General features: G+C 55.2%; 17 protein-coding genes. 10 read left to right on the top strand and 7 right to left on the bottom strand.

The window, feature by feature from the left end:
* On the top strand, positions 1-376 hold a 376-nt coding region (locus JMJ04_RS45505; RefSeq protein WP_201376964.1), incomplete at its 5' end, for an ArsR/SmtB family transcription factor.
* On the opposite strand, the gene JMJ04_RS45510 is transcribed toward JMJ04_RS45505, so the two are convergent.
* The 5 genes from JMJ04_RS45510 to JMJ04_RS45530 all read right to left on the bottom strand — a co-directional run bounded on the left by JMJ04_RS45510 (position 373) and on the right by JMJ04_RS45530 (position 3,593).
* Positions 373-1,461 (bottom strand): hypothetical protein, encoded by a 1,089-nt coding sequence (locus JMJ04_RS45510; protein WP_201376965.1) that lies wholly within the window; start codon positions 1,459-1,461, stop codon positions 373-375. The two genes, JMJ04_RS45505 and JMJ04_RS45510, sit on opposite strands and share 4 nt — an antisense overlap.
* Positions 1,448-1,999 carry an RNA polymerase sigma factor gene (locus tag JMJ04_RS45515; RefSeq protein WP_201376966.1) on the bottom strand — a complete coding sequence of 184 codons (552 nt, stop codon included), beginning with the start codon at positions 1,997-1,999 and terminating at the stop codon, positions 1,448-1,450. Before JMJ04_RS45515 ends, JMJ04_RS45510 begins: the two co-directional genes overlap by 14 nt.
* Before the next feature lie 80 nt (positions 2,000-2,079).
* Positions 2,080-2,325 carry a hypothetical protein gene (locus tag JMJ04_RS45520; RefSeq protein WP_201376967.1) on the bottom strand — a complete coding sequence of 82 codons (246 nt, stop codon included), beginning with the start codon at positions 2,323-2,325 and terminating at the stop codon, positions 2,080-2,082.
* A gap of 129 nt (positions 2,326-2,454) precedes the next feature.
* The gene (locus JMJ04_RS45525) at positions 2,455-3,036 is read right to left on the bottom strand and encodes a cysteine hydrolase family protein (protein WP_201376968.1); all 582 of its coding nucleotides are present in this window, start codon (positions 3,034-3,036) and stop codon (positions 2,455-2,457) included.
* A 122-nt stretch (positions 3,037-3,158) separates the two neighbouring features.
* Complete coding sequence (locus JMJ04_RS45530) at positions 3,159-3,593, bottom strand: chalcone isomerase family protein (RefSeq protein WP_201376969.1); 435 nt, start codon at positions 3,591-3,593, stop codon at positions 3,159-3,161.
* A 259-nt stretch (positions 3,594-3,852) separates the two neighbouring features.
* Here JMJ04_RS45530 and JMJ04_RS45535 point away from each other — a divergent pair, with 259 nt between their 5' ends.
* The 4 genes from JMJ04_RS45535 (at position 3,853) to JMJ04_RS45550 (ending at position 6,329) form a co-directional block, all read left to right on the top strand.
* Positions 3,853-4,077, top strand: a complete 225-nt coding sequence (locus JMJ04_RS45535) for a hypothetical protein (protein WP_201376970.1) — start codon at positions 3,853-3,855, stop codon at positions 4,075-4,077.
* A 215-nt stretch (positions 4,078-4,292) separates the two neighbouring features.
* Positions 4,293-4,550: a heavy-metal-associated domain-containing protein gene (locus JMJ04_RS45540; protein WP_201376971.1), complete on the top strand. Its 258-nt coding sequence runs from the start codon at positions 4,293-4,295 to the stop codon at positions 4,548-4,550.
* Positions 4,551-4,669: 119 nt separating this feature from the next.
* On the top strand, positions 4,670-5,848 hold the full coding sequence (locus tag JMJ04_RS45545) for a permease (protein ID WP_201376972.1): 1,179 nt from the start codon (positions 4,670-4,672) through the stop codon (positions 5,846-5,848).
* A gap of 52 nt (positions 5,849-5,900) precedes the next feature.
* The gene (locus tag JMJ04_RS45550; protein ID WP_201376973.1) at positions 5,901-6,329 is read left to right on the top strand and encodes a cupredoxin domain-containing protein; all 429 of its coding nucleotides are present in this window, start codon (positions 5,901-5,903) and stop codon (positions 6,327-6,329) included.
* 148 nt (positions 6,330-6,477) lie between these two features.
* On the opposite strand, the gene JMJ04_RS45555 is transcribed toward JMJ04_RS45550, so the two are convergent.
* Together JMJ04_RS45555 and JMJ04_RS45560 are read right to left on the bottom strand one after the other, a co-directional pair.
* A complete protein-coding gene (locus tag JMJ04_RS45555; RefSeq protein WP_201376974.1) occupies positions 6,478-7,092 on the bottom strand; it encodes a hypothetical protein in 615 nt (204 codons plus the stop codon).
* A gap of 33 nt (positions 7,093-7,125) precedes the next feature.
* Positions 7,126-8,172 (bottom strand): LacI family DNA-binding transcriptional regulator, encoded by a 1,047-nt coding sequence (locus tag JMJ04_RS45560; protein ID WP_201376975.1) that lies wholly within the window; start codon positions 8,170-8,172, stop codon positions 7,126-7,128.
* Positions 8,173-8,804: 632 nt separating this feature from the next.
* Between JMJ04_RS45560 and JMJ04_RS45565 the strand changes: the two genes are divergently transcribed.
* The 5 genes from JMJ04_RS45565 (at position 8,805) to JMJ04_RS45585 (ending at position 16,175) form a co-directional block, all read left to right on the top strand.
* Positions 8,805-10,184 carry a substrate-binding domain-containing protein gene (locus JMJ04_RS45565; protein ID WP_201376976.1) on the top strand — a complete coding sequence of 460 codons (1,380 nt, stop codon included), beginning with the start codon at positions 8,805-8,807 and terminating at the stop codon, positions 10,182-10,184.
* A gap of 92 nt (positions 10,185-10,276) precedes the next feature.
* Entirely contained in the window at positions 10,277-11,275 is a 999-nt protein-coding gene (locus tag JMJ04_RS45570) for a carbohydrate ABC transporter permease (protein ID WP_201376977.1), read from the top strand.
* A 3-nt stretch (positions 11,276-11,278) separates the two neighbouring features.
* Positions 11,279-11,767 (top strand): carbohydrate ABC transporter permease, encoded by a 489-nt coding sequence (locus JMJ04_RS45575; protein WP_201376978.1) that lies wholly within the window; start codon positions 11,279-11,281, stop codon positions 11,765-11,767.
* Entirely contained in the window at positions 11,755-12,249 is a 495-nt protein-coding gene (locus tag JMJ04_RS45580; protein WP_201376979.1) for a carbohydrate ABC transporter permease, read from the top strand. Before JMJ04_RS45575 ends, JMJ04_RS45580 begins: the two co-directional genes overlap by 13 nt.
* Before the next feature lie 455 nt (positions 12,250-12,704).
* Positions 12,705-16,175, top strand: a complete 3,471-nt coding sequence (locus tag JMJ04_RS45585; protein ID WP_201376980.1) for a malectin domain-containing carbohydrate-binding protein — start codon at positions 12,705-12,707, stop codon at positions 16,173-16,175.
* Positions 16,176-16,217: the final 42 nt, after the last annotated feature.

Below are 16,217 nucleotides of genomic sequence, written 5' to 3' on the forward strand. Positions count from 1 at the left end.
TGTTCCCTCGGCGTATGTCTGGCCGCGGCTGCACATCATATTTGAAGAGGATATGCTGGTCGCCCTTGTCTACTCAATTCAGCAATTCCAGGAGGAGGGGAGCGCGCCAGTGCCACCGGAGCGCCTCCTCAAGTTACTGCGCGCGGCGGGCGATATGACGCGCCTGCAAATCCTGCAACTGCTCAGCCAACGCCCGCGTTCCACGCGAGAGATTGCGGGCATCTTGAATTTGACCGAGGCTGGTATCTCAAAACACCTGAAGCTCTTACAGGATGCGGGCTTTGTGTGCCCGGAACGCTCCAGCTACTATGTGTTGTACCAGAGCCAGCGCGAACCGCTGGCCGAGATTACTCGTGGATTAGAGAGGTTGTTCTAAGTATCTAACTGTGCTTTGCCGAAGGCGACGGCGTAGCCGGGAGCGCCGATGGCATAGTCCCAGGTGATATGCTTCATTGAACAACCCGGAAGATTTAGTGTGGTGCCACGTAGCGCCTCCCAGCCAAAGTTCCCGGTACCGTAGGAGTCTCCCATTGGGTTGGATGCCGTGCGGTCGTTGGTACACGATTTGTCATAGAGGTATTGCAGGTGCGCGCGAGCGGGAGCTGGTGCATCAACGGTGATGCGCGGAGCTGTAACGTGAGCGGTAAGCTGGCGATCCTGTGGCACTTGAGGAGAGACCTGGATGTGTAATGTTGGCAAATGGCCTTCCAGCGGGCTTTGAGTAGGCCTGGTCAGGCCATTAGTACCCGTGTCAAACTCTACATAACTCGTCAGGATAATGTTGCCACTCCACTGCAAGACAAAGTATTTATGCACACTCAGCGTTTGTCCAGGGGCAATTTGAAAATGCTGCCCGGCTCCTGGTGGGCAGCTATGGTCCATGGGTGGAAGTTCAAAGGCAGGCTGCAAATCCTCCTTTATGCTAAGGCCGGGAGCATAGCCACAGCCATTTCCAAAGGGAACACCAACCCTCTGTGTCTTTGAAGTGTGATTGGTAAGTACGATGTTAACCTCAAGCATCTCGCTAATAAAGTAGGGGCCAGGGGTGATACCAAGCATCATCTCGAAGCCGCCAGCCTGGACAGATGTGGTGCCGGATGCTCTGACCGGGCCAGCAGGTGGACCGGTCATAATTGTTTTTTGTGGGATGAAGAGCAAGAGCGCTGATGTAATGATCACACCTATCACTAAGATAGCGACGAGGCTGCTGATCAAGCGCACGAGGCGCTGGCGGCGCGTGGCTGGTGGTCCTGAAACAGGAACTATGAGGACCTGGCCTGGCTCATATTCCTTGTCCGGAAGGGTATCAGGCGATGTTTGCAACAGGCGCTCACGTACCTGCCGGGTGATTTGTTCCTGTTCGGTGGGCGTGAGATCGAGAGGTGTGAGATGTTCTTCTTGGAGCAGGTCTACAAGGTCGTTCCCCTCTTCTTCTGGCAGGATGTCCTCAAATGGTTTCATTGCTGTCTCCTTTCTCCTGGTGTTCGTAGAGCGTTCGTAGCTGCTTGAGGGTGCGTGCCAGCATCTTGCGTACCGTCCCATCAGGTTTCTGTAGGCGGGCCGCGATATCTATCAGGCGCAGATTCTCTTGGTAGCGTAGATGGATGAGTTGTTGCTGGAGGGGAGAGAGTTGTGCAATGGCATTGCGCAGAAATACATGGCGTTCCTGGCGTAGGAAGCGCTGTTCGGGTGTGGGTTCCTCGTCCTGGTTGTCCCGCGTCTCCTCCAGGGGGACAATCGTCAGGGCGGTGTGGTGGCGATAGTGATCGATAGCTTTGTTGCGCGCGACGCGGTAGAGCCAGGCACGCTGCTGCTGATGGGTGAGGCGCGCGAAGGCCTGGCTTGTCAGGGCCGCGACAAAGACGTCAAAAAGTACATCCTCAATATCCTGGCGGCTCGTCATAAGCCGGGCCAGATAGGGCAGGAGCGCGGAGATATGGCGATCATAGAGCGCGATATGTATCGCGTCCTGTTCTTTGGTAATTTTGCCCTGGTGCATGGTGTGCCCCTCTCGTTTGTTTGAGATCTCATAGTGCATATCGGATGAGGCACCAAAACGTGGCACGTAAAACGCCCTTTTTAGAACAAGAAATCTCCCCAGAAGGGAATCTGCTGATATCGAGCGAACTTCTCTTGTGTGAGTTGAGAGCCATAAGGGGTAGGAGTGCCGATGAGATCCCCAAACTCTGTGAGCAAGTAGTCACGCAGGTCAACGCTGTAGACAATAATATCCGATTGATAGATGGAGAGGACTGGATTGCCGGCCGCGCATGGTTCTGCCAGCAGATAGCGATGACTATAAAACGGAGGTATGCTCTCTGTCATGCTCTTATCCCCCATGGCTTTTGGCTTTCTCAAACGATTATGGGGGATAAGGCAAAATTTGGCAAATATGCGTCTACGCTAGAGAGATCGGTCCCCAGCGTAGGCGCGTACATCAGTAGCGCATGCCCCCTACTTCAGGGCTGCGAGTGCTTCCTCAGAGGTGATGACGCTGGCCTGGCGTGGAAATACCTTCTGGGTCAGGACGCGATGGACCTCTTCGTCGCCGTCAGCGCAGCAGTCTTCGATGACGACCAGTTCATAGTCCATGTCGGCGGCCCAGCGCACGGTCGAGAGGACGACGCCACTTGTGGCGACACCCATCAAGACCAGTTTCGTGACGTCCTGCGAGCGCAGGATGACTTCGAGGTCGGTGGTGCTAAACGCGCCTACCCGCCGCTTGGTGACGACGCTCTCGCCAGAGAGGGGCGCGACCCGCTCATGAATCTCCGCGCCAGGAGTGCCTTCGAGCAGGCGGCCCGTCTGGCGGATAGCCGAGAAGCCGCGATTGCGCGGGCTGGCCTCTGGATAGCCCTCGCGGAAGCGGACAACCACGTGGATAATCGGGAGATGGGCCTCGCGGGCCGCTTGCAGCACGCCTGTCGCCCGGTCAAGGAGGGGGGCCTTCCTCTCGCCCATGTTGGCCAGGATGTCATTCTGATAGTCCATGATCAGAAGGGCGGTTTTTTCATCTTTTAGCGTTATGTTTGTCATGTTTTTCTCTTTTCTATTTTGTAGTGGTCGCGCTGCTAAAGCACGCGCCTACATATCAAGCTGCGATATGTCCCCTACCTGATATGTAGACGCGTACTTTAGTAGCGTCGGTCGGGAGCACTTTAATCGGCGTCTGCTGTGGCGTGTATAGTGGCCTCTACCTTCTCTTCGCTCATCTCGACCGGGCGAGCGAGCTGTTGCTTGTCGCGCAGTACGGAGGCGAGGGCCGCGACCAGGCACATGGCTGCCGAGAGGTAGAAGACGCTGTGCAGGCCGACCGCAAACGGCGACGAAATCAGATTCGGGAAGAAGGAATGGCCCAGCAGGTTGGCCTTATCGGTGGTAGGCAAGGCGTTGAGTACCTTGCCCGGCACCAGTTGCGCCATAGGGTTATAGCCCAGGAAGGCCGCGAAGAGCGCTGAAGTTGGCGGTAGGTGCGCGATTCGGTCTGCCACGCTCGCTGGAAAGCCCGCCGCTGTCAGGCCGCGTAGTAGCGTCGTCGGCAGGGAGGAGGCCAGACCCAGTATAATCAAGCTGAAGAAGATGCCGATGCTCACAATCGAGCCTGAGTTCTGGTGTCGCCATGAGCATGCCCAGGGTCGTATTCGTCAACGCAATCCATTTATAGCGTGGTGAAACGGGCCTGTTTCTACGTGGAACCCGCTTCTCCTCCTGCCTTGCAATACTTTGAGCCACCTTGCCTTTTCGCTTTCTAGAAGGGTTGTCGCTGAAAACGCCTATCATTGATAACGTTGAATCTTGCCTTGATGAGAATATCATTCTCGTCAAGGGGTGCTATGCCAGAAGATCAAGGTCATGCTTCCAGAGGAGGACTTTCCCACGCAGTTCTTCCACTGGCTCGCTCCCTTTGTTGAAACGGGTGCGATCAAGCGCCTCCCTCAGAAGGTTTACTTCCCGCTCGTCATCGGCCCCAGCCGCGATTTTACGCGCCGCTGGCTCAGGGAGCGCGTCGCCAGCGAAATGCAGGAGGCGCGTGAACCCCTGGCCGAGGCGGCCTGGGTCTCCCTCTCGGCTAGATAACGCCAGGCGCGTACGTCAGTAGTACTTACGCAGGGCGACGGGGAACGAAACAAGAGCATATTCTTCTCCACGTTCTGAGGGATGCCTCTCCCTCTGGTAACGATCATGCCTTCTTGACATATGTCTCCATAAGGGCATATACTTTGCATATTGCATACCCCTCCCCACGGGGTAAGGGTGTAAATAACTTCTAGCAAGAAATGAGAGTGTGATCTATGGCGATAGAGAAAGAGACAACCTTATCTATTCCGGCGATGAGCTGCAATCACTGTGTGCAGACCATCACGAAGACCTTGAGCGATCTAGTTGGTGTCGAAAGTGTAAACGTCGATCTACTAACAAAGACGGTATACCTGGCCTATGACGCTGAGACCTTATCGTTGGCGGAGGCTGAGGCGAAGCTGTCCGAGGCGGGCTATCCCGTCCAGAAGCAGTCATTTGCTAATCGCGGCAAAGCCTTACCATTAAAGTAGGGTCCATGCTGGTATGGACTGTGAGCGAAGCGACTGACCTCGTGTGAGGATATCGGCCTTCAGTCCATACCAGCATGGACCCTACAACGTTGATTGTATGGTGAAAGTGGGGGAGCGATATGTCATTGCTGACAGTAATTGGCCAGGCGTTGCTGACCGCCGTGGGAATGGCCTGGCAGGTCTTATGGAGCCTGGTGCTGGGTTTCCTGGTCTCGGGCATGATCCAGGCCTATGTGAGCCGCGCAGGCATGAGAAAGGTCTTGGGGCGCGCAGGCATGAGAGAGATCGCGCTGGCGGCAGGTTTTGGCGCCGCGAGTTCATCCTGCTCGTATGCCGCCATTGCCGCCGCCAAAAGCATGTTTAAACGTGGTGCGCACCTGATCCCGGCCCTGGCGTTTATGTTTGCCTCTACCAACCTGGTGCTGGAACTGGGCCTGGTCCTCTGGCAGTTGATGGGGTGGCAGTTCGCCCTGGCCGAGTGGCTGGGGGGCGTTATCCTTATAGCCTTGATGACTCTACTGGTGAAGGTAACCTATCCAAGTAAGTTGGTAGAGGAGGGGCGGATACATGAGGAGACGGGGAAGGTGCAGGAGCACGATCACGGCGACGAATTGGCGCCGGGACGCACGCTCTGGCAAAAATTTCGCTCACGCCAGGGCTGGGTCTACGTGGCACACTATGTTGCGATGGATTGGTCGATGATCTGGAAGGATATGCTGATTGGTTTCCTTGTCGCGGGCGTACTGGGGGTGGTCGTACCTAATAGCTTCTGGAATGTCCTCTTTATTCGAGGTGTGCCCGCGCCACTCCAGGTAGTCGAGAACGCCGTAGTTGGTCCGCTGATCGCGGTCATCTCCTTTGTCTGCTCCATTGGTAATGTCCCGCTGGCGGCGATCCTCTTTGCAGGCGGCATCACCTTTGGTGGCGCAATCGCCTTCCTGTATGCCGACCTGATTGTCCTGCCCATCATCGACATCTATCGCAAGTATTACGGCTGGCGACTGGCGGCCTATATCACAGGCGTGCTCTTCACAACTATGGTGGTGACGGCGATCCTAATAGATGCACTCTTCTCAGGCCTAGACCGCCTCTTCCCAGCAGTGCATTTTATCCCCACGGCCAATCCCCACTTCCTGCAACAGGTCACGATGTTCTCCTTCGACTATACCTTTGTACTCAATATCCTGGCGCTGCTGGTTGTTGGTGTGCTGGTGTACCTTAATATCAGGCACCCCATGCGTATGCATGGCCATGGAGAGCACGCGGAGCATGGCGAGCATACGCATATGCCTGCCTGATGGGTGGATGGTTGCGTTGAATATGTCTTGTATGAAAGAAGGCGTAAGTATTATGAAGAGAATGTTCTGGTTGTCCAGCGTACTGACAGTATTATGGATAGCACTGCTAGCTTGCGGTGGAGGCGTGACCTCATCGGGGAGCGCACAAACAGTGCAGGTGAGCGAGAGTGAATTTAGCATCACCTCGTCGATCACACACTTTGAGGTGGGGAAGAGCTATCATTTTACCGTGAAAAATGAGGGAAAGACCAGCCATGAATTTATGATACTGCCTGCCGACGAAGGCAGTATGACTGGTATGTCGATGGATGATATGGACAAGATGGCCTTGGTCTCCCTCGATAACCTTCAGCCTGGCGAGATGAAGACGCTAGATTACACCTTTCCCGCATCGACGCGAGGCTCACATCCCGAGTTTGCCTGTTACCTGACAGGTCATTACGAGGCGGGAATGAAGCAAGAGGTAAGCGTCACTGCTTAAAAAAGCCACATTTTCCCAGCATAGACGCCACGTTCACGGCGTGCCGATTATGCTCATTTGGTGAGTAATTACGGTAAAGAAGCACTTCCAGTTGCCTCCTGCATAGGAGGGCAACTGGAATGGGTGCCTGCAACGTGGCGCCTCTGGGTTAGGACGAGAAGCGAAAGGACTTTACCATGCGCTCGAAGTAATCGTGGGACGTTTTTGCATAGCTGCTGGTGGCGTCCTGGTAAATGATGAAATAGAGTTCTGTTTTGTTGGTACTGATGGAATGATTGATGCCGAGTACCGTTTCTTTGGCCGCGAGGGTTGAGCCGTCGCTCTGCTTGACTTGCTTCTCTATGGACCCCTGGTACCAGCGTTCGCCATTGAGGGTGATGGTGCTCAGGCTGGAGGCTTGCAGGGGGTGTTGTGAAGAGCCAAGAAAGAATTTAAGCATGAGATCGCGCGAGGATACGGTATTGTTTGGGCGTGCGGCATACAAGACGTGGAGTGAGGCTACTGGGTCCTCAACGCTCGTGAAGAGCGTCCCCTGGAGCATTTCGAGTTGGGGAGAGCTGGCCCCGAGGTAGAGGTCCTTGGTTGAGATATTCCAGTTGTTCATATAGTCAATGGAGAAGAGCTGGGTACGCTGGTTTTTCCAGACTGGTGGTGCGCTGACTGCGTTGCTGGCCTCGAAGCAGGCGCTCAGTACGACGAGGAGCGCCAGAAATGAGGCGACAAGGCCAGAAACTCGCGCCAGGCGCGTGATTGCAGTGCTCATCAGAATAGCCTCCTTGCTATCTTTTGACCAGTGTTACTTTTCCATGAGCGGCCCTGGGCGCGGGGGCGCGCAGGATGCTCTTACAACGAGCGAGGTTGAAAGTTCGACATGGTTGGATTCAAGCTGCTGCCCGGCGATGAGGCGTAGCAGCATAGTGGCTGCCATCTTACCCATCTCGGCCAGTGGCTGGCGAATGGTCGTCAGGGGCGGAGACATCTGGGCGCTATACGTCACATCGTCGAAACCGATCACACTCATGGCATTGGGGATGTGAATGTTGCGCTGGTAGAGGGCCTGGTAGACTCCCGCGGCCTGTGCGTCATTCCCCGCGAAGATCGCCGTGGGCGGCTCTGGCTGATCGAGCAGGGCATATGTCTGTTGTATGCCGTCGCCCAGCATATAGTTGCCCTCGCAGATCAGGCCAGGATCAATCGGGATACCCGCGCGCTCAAGTGCTTCGCGATACCCAGCCAGGCGTGCACGCGAGGTGGTGAGATGGAGCGGACCCGTAATAATACCGATGCGACTATGACCCAGAGAAATAAGATATTCGGTTGCGGTATAGCCTCCCAGCCAGATCGTGGACCCGATGGTGGGGAAGGCCGTGGTAGGCTCGTTGCGATCCCCAATGGAGACAAAGGGAATACCCTGCTCCATCAGCGCGTTAGCGATGCCGAGGCGTTCGTAGGGCAGGAGCAATAAGACGCCATCAGTGGAGCGGTCAAGCAGGCGTCGCAACCATAAAATCTCGGTATCTTCGTTCTCATGGGTTGCGAAGATCACAAGCCTATGCCCACTCTCCTCCAGCATATCCTGCACACCATGCATGATGCCAAGGTCATAGCCGCCTTCCAGGCGCATAATTACCAGGTCAATCAGTCCACTCTGCCCCTTGCGAAGATGGCGAGCCGCGTGATTCTGAATATAGTCGTGTTGTTCGATGAGCTGCTGTATACGTGCTCGGGTCTGCGCGCCTACGCCGGGAAGCTGGTTGAGCACCTTAGAAACTGTGGTCGTCGAGACTCCCGCCTCCTTTGCGATTTGCGCCATGGTTGAACGTTTAATCTGTCGCTGCTCCATTACACATGCCTTCCCGTCGATTTAGGTAAACGATAACCTTAATTGGTTGCGCTAATAGTACCTGTTTTTTTCTGGATTGTCAATCGGCGTCAATTAGATAATGGAGAATTGGAGGGTAAAATTTTCCTTTACTTCTACCATTGACATTGGAGATTTTCTATGTTACCTTTTCAGCAAGGAAACAAAAGGTAAACGTTACCCTTGATTTACCTTACTACTTATCCGAAATACTGAGCGCGGATCGCTAGTCACGAGAGTGACGTTGGGTTTCGGAATAAGAACATAGAACACTTACCTGGTGGGCTGCTTATTTTTCGTCAACGGTGGACGAACATACTACCATCGAGGAGGTTCAAAAAGCTATGAGGCTACTACTATCTCCGCGCCACTTCAAAGGGACCAGGCTCCCTTCGGGCTACCAGGCTTCCTGCACGCTACATGCAACTCACAGGTGGTTCTTCGCTCACCCTCACCTCTAGTTGCGACTACCACTGGCTCTCTCAAGGCTCTCTCAATCTAAGCAGTAACTGTTTCTCTTATTCATTTTGTCTATGGTCATGCTGAAGCCATCTTTAATACATGCTTACAACATGACGTAGATATGACATGCTCTTTTTCAAGGAGGTCTCTTCATGGGCACGAAGCTCAACTTCCGCTCCTCTCTCAATCGCAGGAGTTTCTTGCAGGGTTCTGCCGCCGTTGGTGCGGGAGCTCTTGGCCTGGAGTTCCTGGCTTCTTGTGGAACGACAACCTCAAGCGCGGACTCGACGGTGACGGCGACCATCGACACCTTACCCCCTACCGCTAATAAGGGCGCTGTCTACGTATTTAACCAGGGTGTCAAGCAATTTGAGCAGACCCACCCAGGCGAGAAGATCGTTGGCAAGAACGATCCCTACGATCCTACCACCTACTTTGCACGCCTGGCCGCTGGACAGTCGGAGGACGTTAAGGAGAGCTGGTTTACTGAGCCGCCGCTCTTGATTAGCAAGCACGCTGTGGCGGATATTACCAGCCTGGCGAAGGGCTGGCAGTACTGGAGCAGCTATAATCCAGGCATCGCATCTATTGCCACTGATGCCGCCACGGGCAAGATCTATGGCGTGCCCGTCAGTGGGTATGCTCTGGGTATTTACTATAACCGCAAGATGTTTAAAGCCGCCGGACTCGATCCCGATAAGCCCCCCACGACCTGGGAGGAGTTCCGTGGCTACGCCAAGCAGTTGAAGAGCTCATCCGTGGCGGGCTATGCCGAGACGAGCACGAGCAACCAGGGCGGTTGGCACTTTACCAACTGGATGTATACCGCGGGTGGGGACATGCAGTCTGCTGATGGGACGAAGGCCACTTTCAACAGTGACAAGGGTGTAAGTGTACTGCAAATGCTCAAGGACATGCGCTTTACTGATCAGTCCTTGACGAAGCAGCAGCTCTTTACCCAGGCCGATACGCTCCAACTGCTGGCTACAAACAAGGTGGCGATGGTTGTAATGGCGCCCGACCAGCTCAATACCCTGAAGTCGCAGTACCAGGCGAACCTGGATGACTTCGGTATTGGCCCCATGCCACAGAACGGTGGCAATGCGGCCCTGACCGGAGGCAACATCTTCATCTTCAATCCCAAGTCGTCGAAGGAGAAGATTAAGGCTGGCTTCGACTACGTGATCTACAACAATTTTGACCTGAATGTGATGGAGAGCAATCTGGCGACCCAATCGGCCTCTGGACAGGTCGTGGGTGGTCCTGCTAACGTGCTCTTTACCGGCGAATTCCAACAGAAGGTAAACGAGCTTACGACTAAATATGCCAATGCGCCCTTGCAGAACTACCAGTCTTTCAACAAATCGACTGCTACGCTGCGTCCGGAGCCACGCAAAGAGACACAGAAAATGTACGCCGCGCTCGACCCGGTGGTACAAGCTGTGTTGACGAACGCGAGTGCTGACCCACAGAAACTGCTCGACCAGGCTGCGCAGCAGTTCCAGCAGGTTCTCGATCAGTCGGCCTCCTAGTTTGATAGGCGAGAGGAGAGTGTCTCTGCCCTTCGCGGGGTGAGGCGTTTTTCCTCCCGCCTGGTCGCTAAAATCCCGAAAGGAGCTATGTTATGGGGCTGCCATCGTCTTCGCCGTCCCCCTTGTCTCTCCGTAAGCCCGCATTGCCACCGCGCAATATGCTGACACCCAAACGTGCCCCGGCTTCTGGGCAGGAGCGACAGGTGGGACGGAAGTTACTGCTAGTCTTTCGGCGTAATCTCAGCGGCTATCTTTTTCTGCTGCCCGCGCTACTGGTCTTCGCGTTCTTTGTCTGGTATCCCATCGTGCTAGGGTTCGCGATCAGTTTTCAGAGCATCGATATGATCAATCCCCCTGCCTGGGTAGGATGGGCGAACTATCACCATGTGCTCACTGATCCGCTCTTTGCCGTGGCCTGGCGCAATACTGTCGCCTTTACGTTCTACGCGCTACTCTTCGGCTATGTGATTCCCATCGTGCTGGCGCTGCTGATTAACGAGATGCGCCATGGTAAGGGCTTTTTCCGCCTGGCCTTTTACCTGCCGGTGATGCTGCCGCCAATTGTAACAGTCTTTCTCTGGCGCTGGATTTATAATCCCGATTCTGGCCTCTTGAATGCTTTGCTCAGCCTGGTACATCTTCCCGGTGGTCTCTGGCTGGAGACGCCAGGAAGCGCACTCCCGGCCTTGATGGTGATCGCGACCTGGTGTAATGCTGGTTCCACCATGCTGATCTACCTGGCGGCGCTTCAGGGAGTCTCAGCCACGCTCTACGAGGCGTCTGAGATTGATGGCGCGAGCATCTGGCGCCGACTCTGGCATGTGACGTTGCCCGCCATTCGCCCTATTATGCTTCTCATGCTAGTCTTACAGGTCATTGGTACGATGCAGGTCTTTACTGAGCCATTTACAATCACGGGTGGTGGTCCGCAGCACGCGACGGTGAGTGTGCTCCTCTTAATCTATAACTATGCTTTCCAGGACGCCGACTTTGGTAGCGCGAGTGCGTTAGGGGTGCTCCTCTTCCTGGTACTGGCCATCTTCGCAGTGATCTATATGCGGATGACCAATCGTTTGATGCAAGGAGATTAAGCCATGGCCCTGCCTATCCAGAATCCATCATTGACGCCTGCTTCGGCGAAAAAGAGCTGGTTTCGCCGGGAACGCTCCACCGAGGAGATGAGCGAGCGTACGCTGGTCTCGCCGCTTTCTTTGAGGCGCCCGACTGGACGCGCACTCTACTGGCTGATTTTTGTGCTGCTCCTGGGCACGACGGTGATTACGCTGGGTCCGATCTACTGGATGTATACTGGCGCGCTCAAATCAAGCACTGAGATTTTTCAGACCCCGCCCACTCTCTGGCCCGCGCATCCCCTGTGGGATAACTATAGCAATGCCTGGAATGTGCTAAGCTTCCCCCTCTATTTTGGCAATACCCTTGCCCTGGCGGTGGGAGCCGTAATATTGCAGCTCGTGGTATCGGCAACAGCCGCTTACTCGCTCTCCAAGCTGAATCCGGCAGGTAAGGGCATTATCCAGTTTAGCTTCTTCTGCACACTGATGGTTCCCCAGTGGCCTACCTGATCCCGCAGTTCGTCAACATCAGCGACCTTCCCTTGCTGCATATCTCGCTGATGAACAACTGGGCCGGGGTCTGGCTCCCCTCTGCGGCCAGTGCCTTCAATATTCTGGTGCTCAAGAGCTTCTTTGATAGCATTCCCGCCGAGTTGACGGACGCCGCGCGCCTGGATGGTGCCAATGCCTGGCAACTCTTTACGCGCATTATGCTTCCGCTCTCGCGCCCAGCCCTGGCCGTGGTGACAATCTTTACTGTGGTGGCCTCATGGAAGGATTTCCTCTGGCCTCTACTCGTGCTGACTGATAGTAATCTCCAGCCATTAAGTGTGGCTATCTTTCGCCAATCGGGGATCAACTCGAATTTTCCCCTACCTTTTACTTATCTGATGGCTGGCCTGGCGCTGGCAAGCGTCCCGCCAATTATCCTGTTCCTGGTGTTCCAGCGACAGATTATTCGCGGCATCAATCTGACCGGACTGAAGGGATAATCTTCCCACTATAGGTGCCCGATTTATATTCTGCTAAGGTGTGCTGCCTTCGGTAGGGACCCGGTTTACCGCGTTCACAGGCGACTAATCGCCTGTGGGCGCAGCCCAAAGCGTTTTCATGTACCATGTCGCGTAATGGGTTACTCTTTCTTTCACAAAAAGAGGCTTACGCCGCACTGCCATGAATGGCATTTGGACGCGTTAAACCGGGCCCCTACCGAGGGGGCGTTTCCCCCTTGGAGGGGTTAGTTAGTCATTGAAAGGAGGATTGCCCCCGCTAGAAGCAGGCGTCAACACTGCTGTGCTCTTTACCTGTACGCTTGACAGTGAGTCTTGTCAAGAGAAACACAGGCTAGAGGCATTTGTTGACAGGATGTTACATCGTTGTACACAGCCATACCGTCTCTCAGGCTGGCGGTATGTGTGAGCAAGAAGCCTGGAAAGGAATGCGCGCAATGCAGGATGCAAAGCGAAGAAGGCGCACGAAGTTTATAGGGACGTTTACTCTCTGCATTTTATTCCTCAGTACCATGGGGATACTCTCGTCCGCGGCGTACGCCTCAACCTTACAGAGCACGAAGAGCGCAAATAGCGCGGTGCCAAATGCGACTGGAGGCTCGGGTGCCACGCTGCCCTATATCGAGATGGAGGCCCATAGCGCTACCACAAATGGAAGCATTATCGGCCCGGACTTTACGCTGGGGAGCCTGGCCTCGGATGCTGTGGATCGCCAAGCGGTGCGTTTAACTCAGGGACAGTATGTGCAGTTTACCCTGCCCCAGTCGGTCACGGCCAATTCAATCAATCTGCGCTATAGTATCCCTGATGCACCTGGTGGTGGGGGGATCAATGCCTCACTCAGCCTATATATTAATGGTGTTAAGCAGTCGAAAGACCTGCAACTGACCTCAAAGTATACCTGGCTGTATGGTGCCCCCGATTTCTCGAATTGTAATGGCAATGTTTGGTCCAAGAGCCCTGGCGGCACGCCGCACCACATGTTTGATGAGGTGCATGTGCTCTTGCCACAGATGGCGGCTGGCACCAATGTCAAGCTGCAGGTCGACTCCGAGAATACTGCTCCCTGGTATGCCATCGATGTCGCCGACTTCCAGCAGGTGGCGGCTCCGCTGAGCGAGCCTTCGGGCTATATCTCGGTTACCGATGCGCCATATAATGCCGATCCCACGGGCGCGGTGGATGCCACGACGGCCATCCAGAACGCTGTCAATGCTGGCGCGTCCCAGGGCAAAGGCGTCTGGATTCCCCAGGGGACCTTCCTGGTTACCAGCCATATCCTGGTGAATAATGTCACCCTGGCAGGTGCGGGCTCCTGGTACTCGGTCCTGGAGGGGCCACCCAATGGTAGCACTGGCACGGGCGTTGGCGTCTATGGTAACGATGCCTATGACGGCAGTACCAGTTCCAATGTCCACCTCTCGAACTTCGCCGTTGAGGGCCAGATCTCGAACCGCGTCGACTGTGTCCAGGATAATGGCATGGGTGGTTCCCTCAATAATTCTAGTATCGCCAATGTCTGGATCGAGCACACCAAGGTTGGTATGTGGTTCGATGGCCCCTTTAGTGGCCTGACAATCAGTGGTAGTCGCATCGATAGCACGCTTGCCGATGGTATTAATTTCCATCGCAACATTACCAATTCCAGCGTCTCGCAGACCATTATCCGTGGTACGGGCGATGATGGCCTGGCGATGTGGTCGTCCTCGGATAACGTGCCTGCTACTGGTGATAGCAACGATAGCTTCGATCACAACACGATCCAGTCGAACTATGTTGCTAATGGAATCGCCCTCTATGGTGGTGTGAGCAATAGCGTGACCAACAACGTGGTCACTGGCTCACAGTATCGCGGCGGTGGCATCATGCTGGATTACGAAAATTTCGGCAATCCAACCGTGAACTTTAGCGGCACTACCACTGTTTCTAACAATACTATAAACCAGGTCGCGGGTTGGGGCGACCAGGGCATTCAGCAATTTGGTGCGCTGATGTTCTGGGCCGACAATGGGGCGATTAATGCCCCCTTCACGGTCTCAGGAGATGAGATCGATAATAGCAACTTTGCCGCGATCTCCTTTGACGGTGGCAACTCTGTGAGCAACGTTGCCATGTCCAATGTGAATATCAACGGGGCCATGTTTGCCTTCTCCAACAAGGTAAATACCGTCACAGGTTCGGCTACAAACGTCACGGCTAGCAACCTGAGTATCGGCGGTATGGAGAGCTGCGAGAGCTCGGGTTCGTGGAATGTAACTATGGGCACGGGTAACACCGGCTGGAGTCCGACGCCGCAGACCTGTGGTTTCCCTCCGCCAAACGTCACGCCGACCCCGGCGCCCACGAATACGCCCACACCTATTCCGTCGACGCCCACGCCTACCCCAACGCCTATCCCGCCTCCCTCCGGCACTCTGGTGACGGCGATTAACGCGGGCGGCGGTGCCAGCGGCAGCTATGTCTCCGATACTGATTTCAATCAGGGTAATCAGTTCTCAGATACCTCAACCTCTATCGACACCAGTGGTGTCGCCAGTCCCGCGCCGCAGGCGGTCTGGCAGACTGTGCGCTGGTTCAGTTCCTTTACCTATACCATTCCTGGTTTGACGCCCAATGCCTCTTACACTGTCCGGCTGGACTGGGCAGAGCTCTCCTTCCAGGCAGCTGGCCAGCGTAAGTTCAACGTGGCCATCAATGGTAGCCAGGTCTTGAGCGCCTTTGACGTCTACGCTACGGCTGGGTACAAGAAGGCGATTGCCAGGCAGTACGCGGCTACGGCTAATGGCAGCGGACAGATCGTGATTGCCTTCACCCAGGGTGGTGCGGATAATCCCTTTATCAACGGCATCGAGATCTGGAATCCAGGCGGCGGTACACCAACTCCAACGCCGGTTCCGACCAATACGCCAACCCCGGCGCCTACGAATACGCCCACGCCAATTCCGTCGACTCCAACGCCCACGCCGACCCCGCCAACTCTGGTGACGGCGATTAACGCGGGTGGTGGTGCTAGCGGAAGTTACGTGGCCGACACTGACTTTAACCAGGGGAACCAGTTCTCGGATACCTCAACCTCCATCGACACCAGTGGCGTGAGTAACCCCGCGCCGCAGGCGGTCTGGCAGACCTGCCGCTGGAATGGCTCCTTCACCTATACCATTCCTGGTTTGACTGCTGGGAACACGTATACAGTGGAACTGGATTGGGCAGAACTCTCCTTCCAGGCAGCAGGACAGCGCAAGTTTAATGTCGCCATTAATGGCACCCAGGTCTTGAGTAGCTTTGATGTCTACGCCACGGCTGGTTACAAGAAGGCGCTCGTCAGGCAATTCAGCGCCACGGCCAATAGTAGTGGGCAGGTCGTGATCGCCTTTACCCAGGGCGGTGCGGACAACCCCTTCATCAACGGCATTGCTATCTGGAAACCCTCGGGCAACCCGCCTCCCACGGGAACGCTGGTGAGCGCCATTAACGCGGGCGGTTCGGCCTCGGGCAGTTTCGTGGCCGATACCGGTTATGACCAGGGCAATCAGTTCTCGGATACCTCGACCTCGATCAATACCAGTGGTGTGAGCAATGCTGCCCCACAGGCGGTCTGGCAGACTTGCCGCTGGAATAGTTCCTTTACCTATACTCTGAGTGGCCTCACGGCTGGTAAGTCTTATACACTCAAGCTCGATTGGGCGGAACTCTCTTTCCAGGCGGCGGGGCAGCGCAAGTTCAACGTTGCCGTTAATGGCAGCCAGGTTCTCAGTTCCTTTGATGTCTATGCTACGGCGGGCTACAAAACGGCGGTACAGAAGTCGTTTGCAGTCACAGCTAATAGCAGTGGACAGGTCGTGATCGCCTTTACCCAGGGCGGCGCGGACAATCCCTTTATCAACGGTATCGAACTCTACAGCGCCTAGTCACGCGCTGTAGAAAGAGCGCTACTGACGTACGCGCCTACG

Origin of the sequence: Ktedonobacter robiniae, from assembly GCF_016587375.1 — a bacterium.
Classification (GTDB): domain Bacteria; phylum Chloroflexota; class Ktedonobacteria; order Ktedonobacterales; family Ktedonobacteraceae; genus Ktedonobacter; species Ktedonobacter robiniae.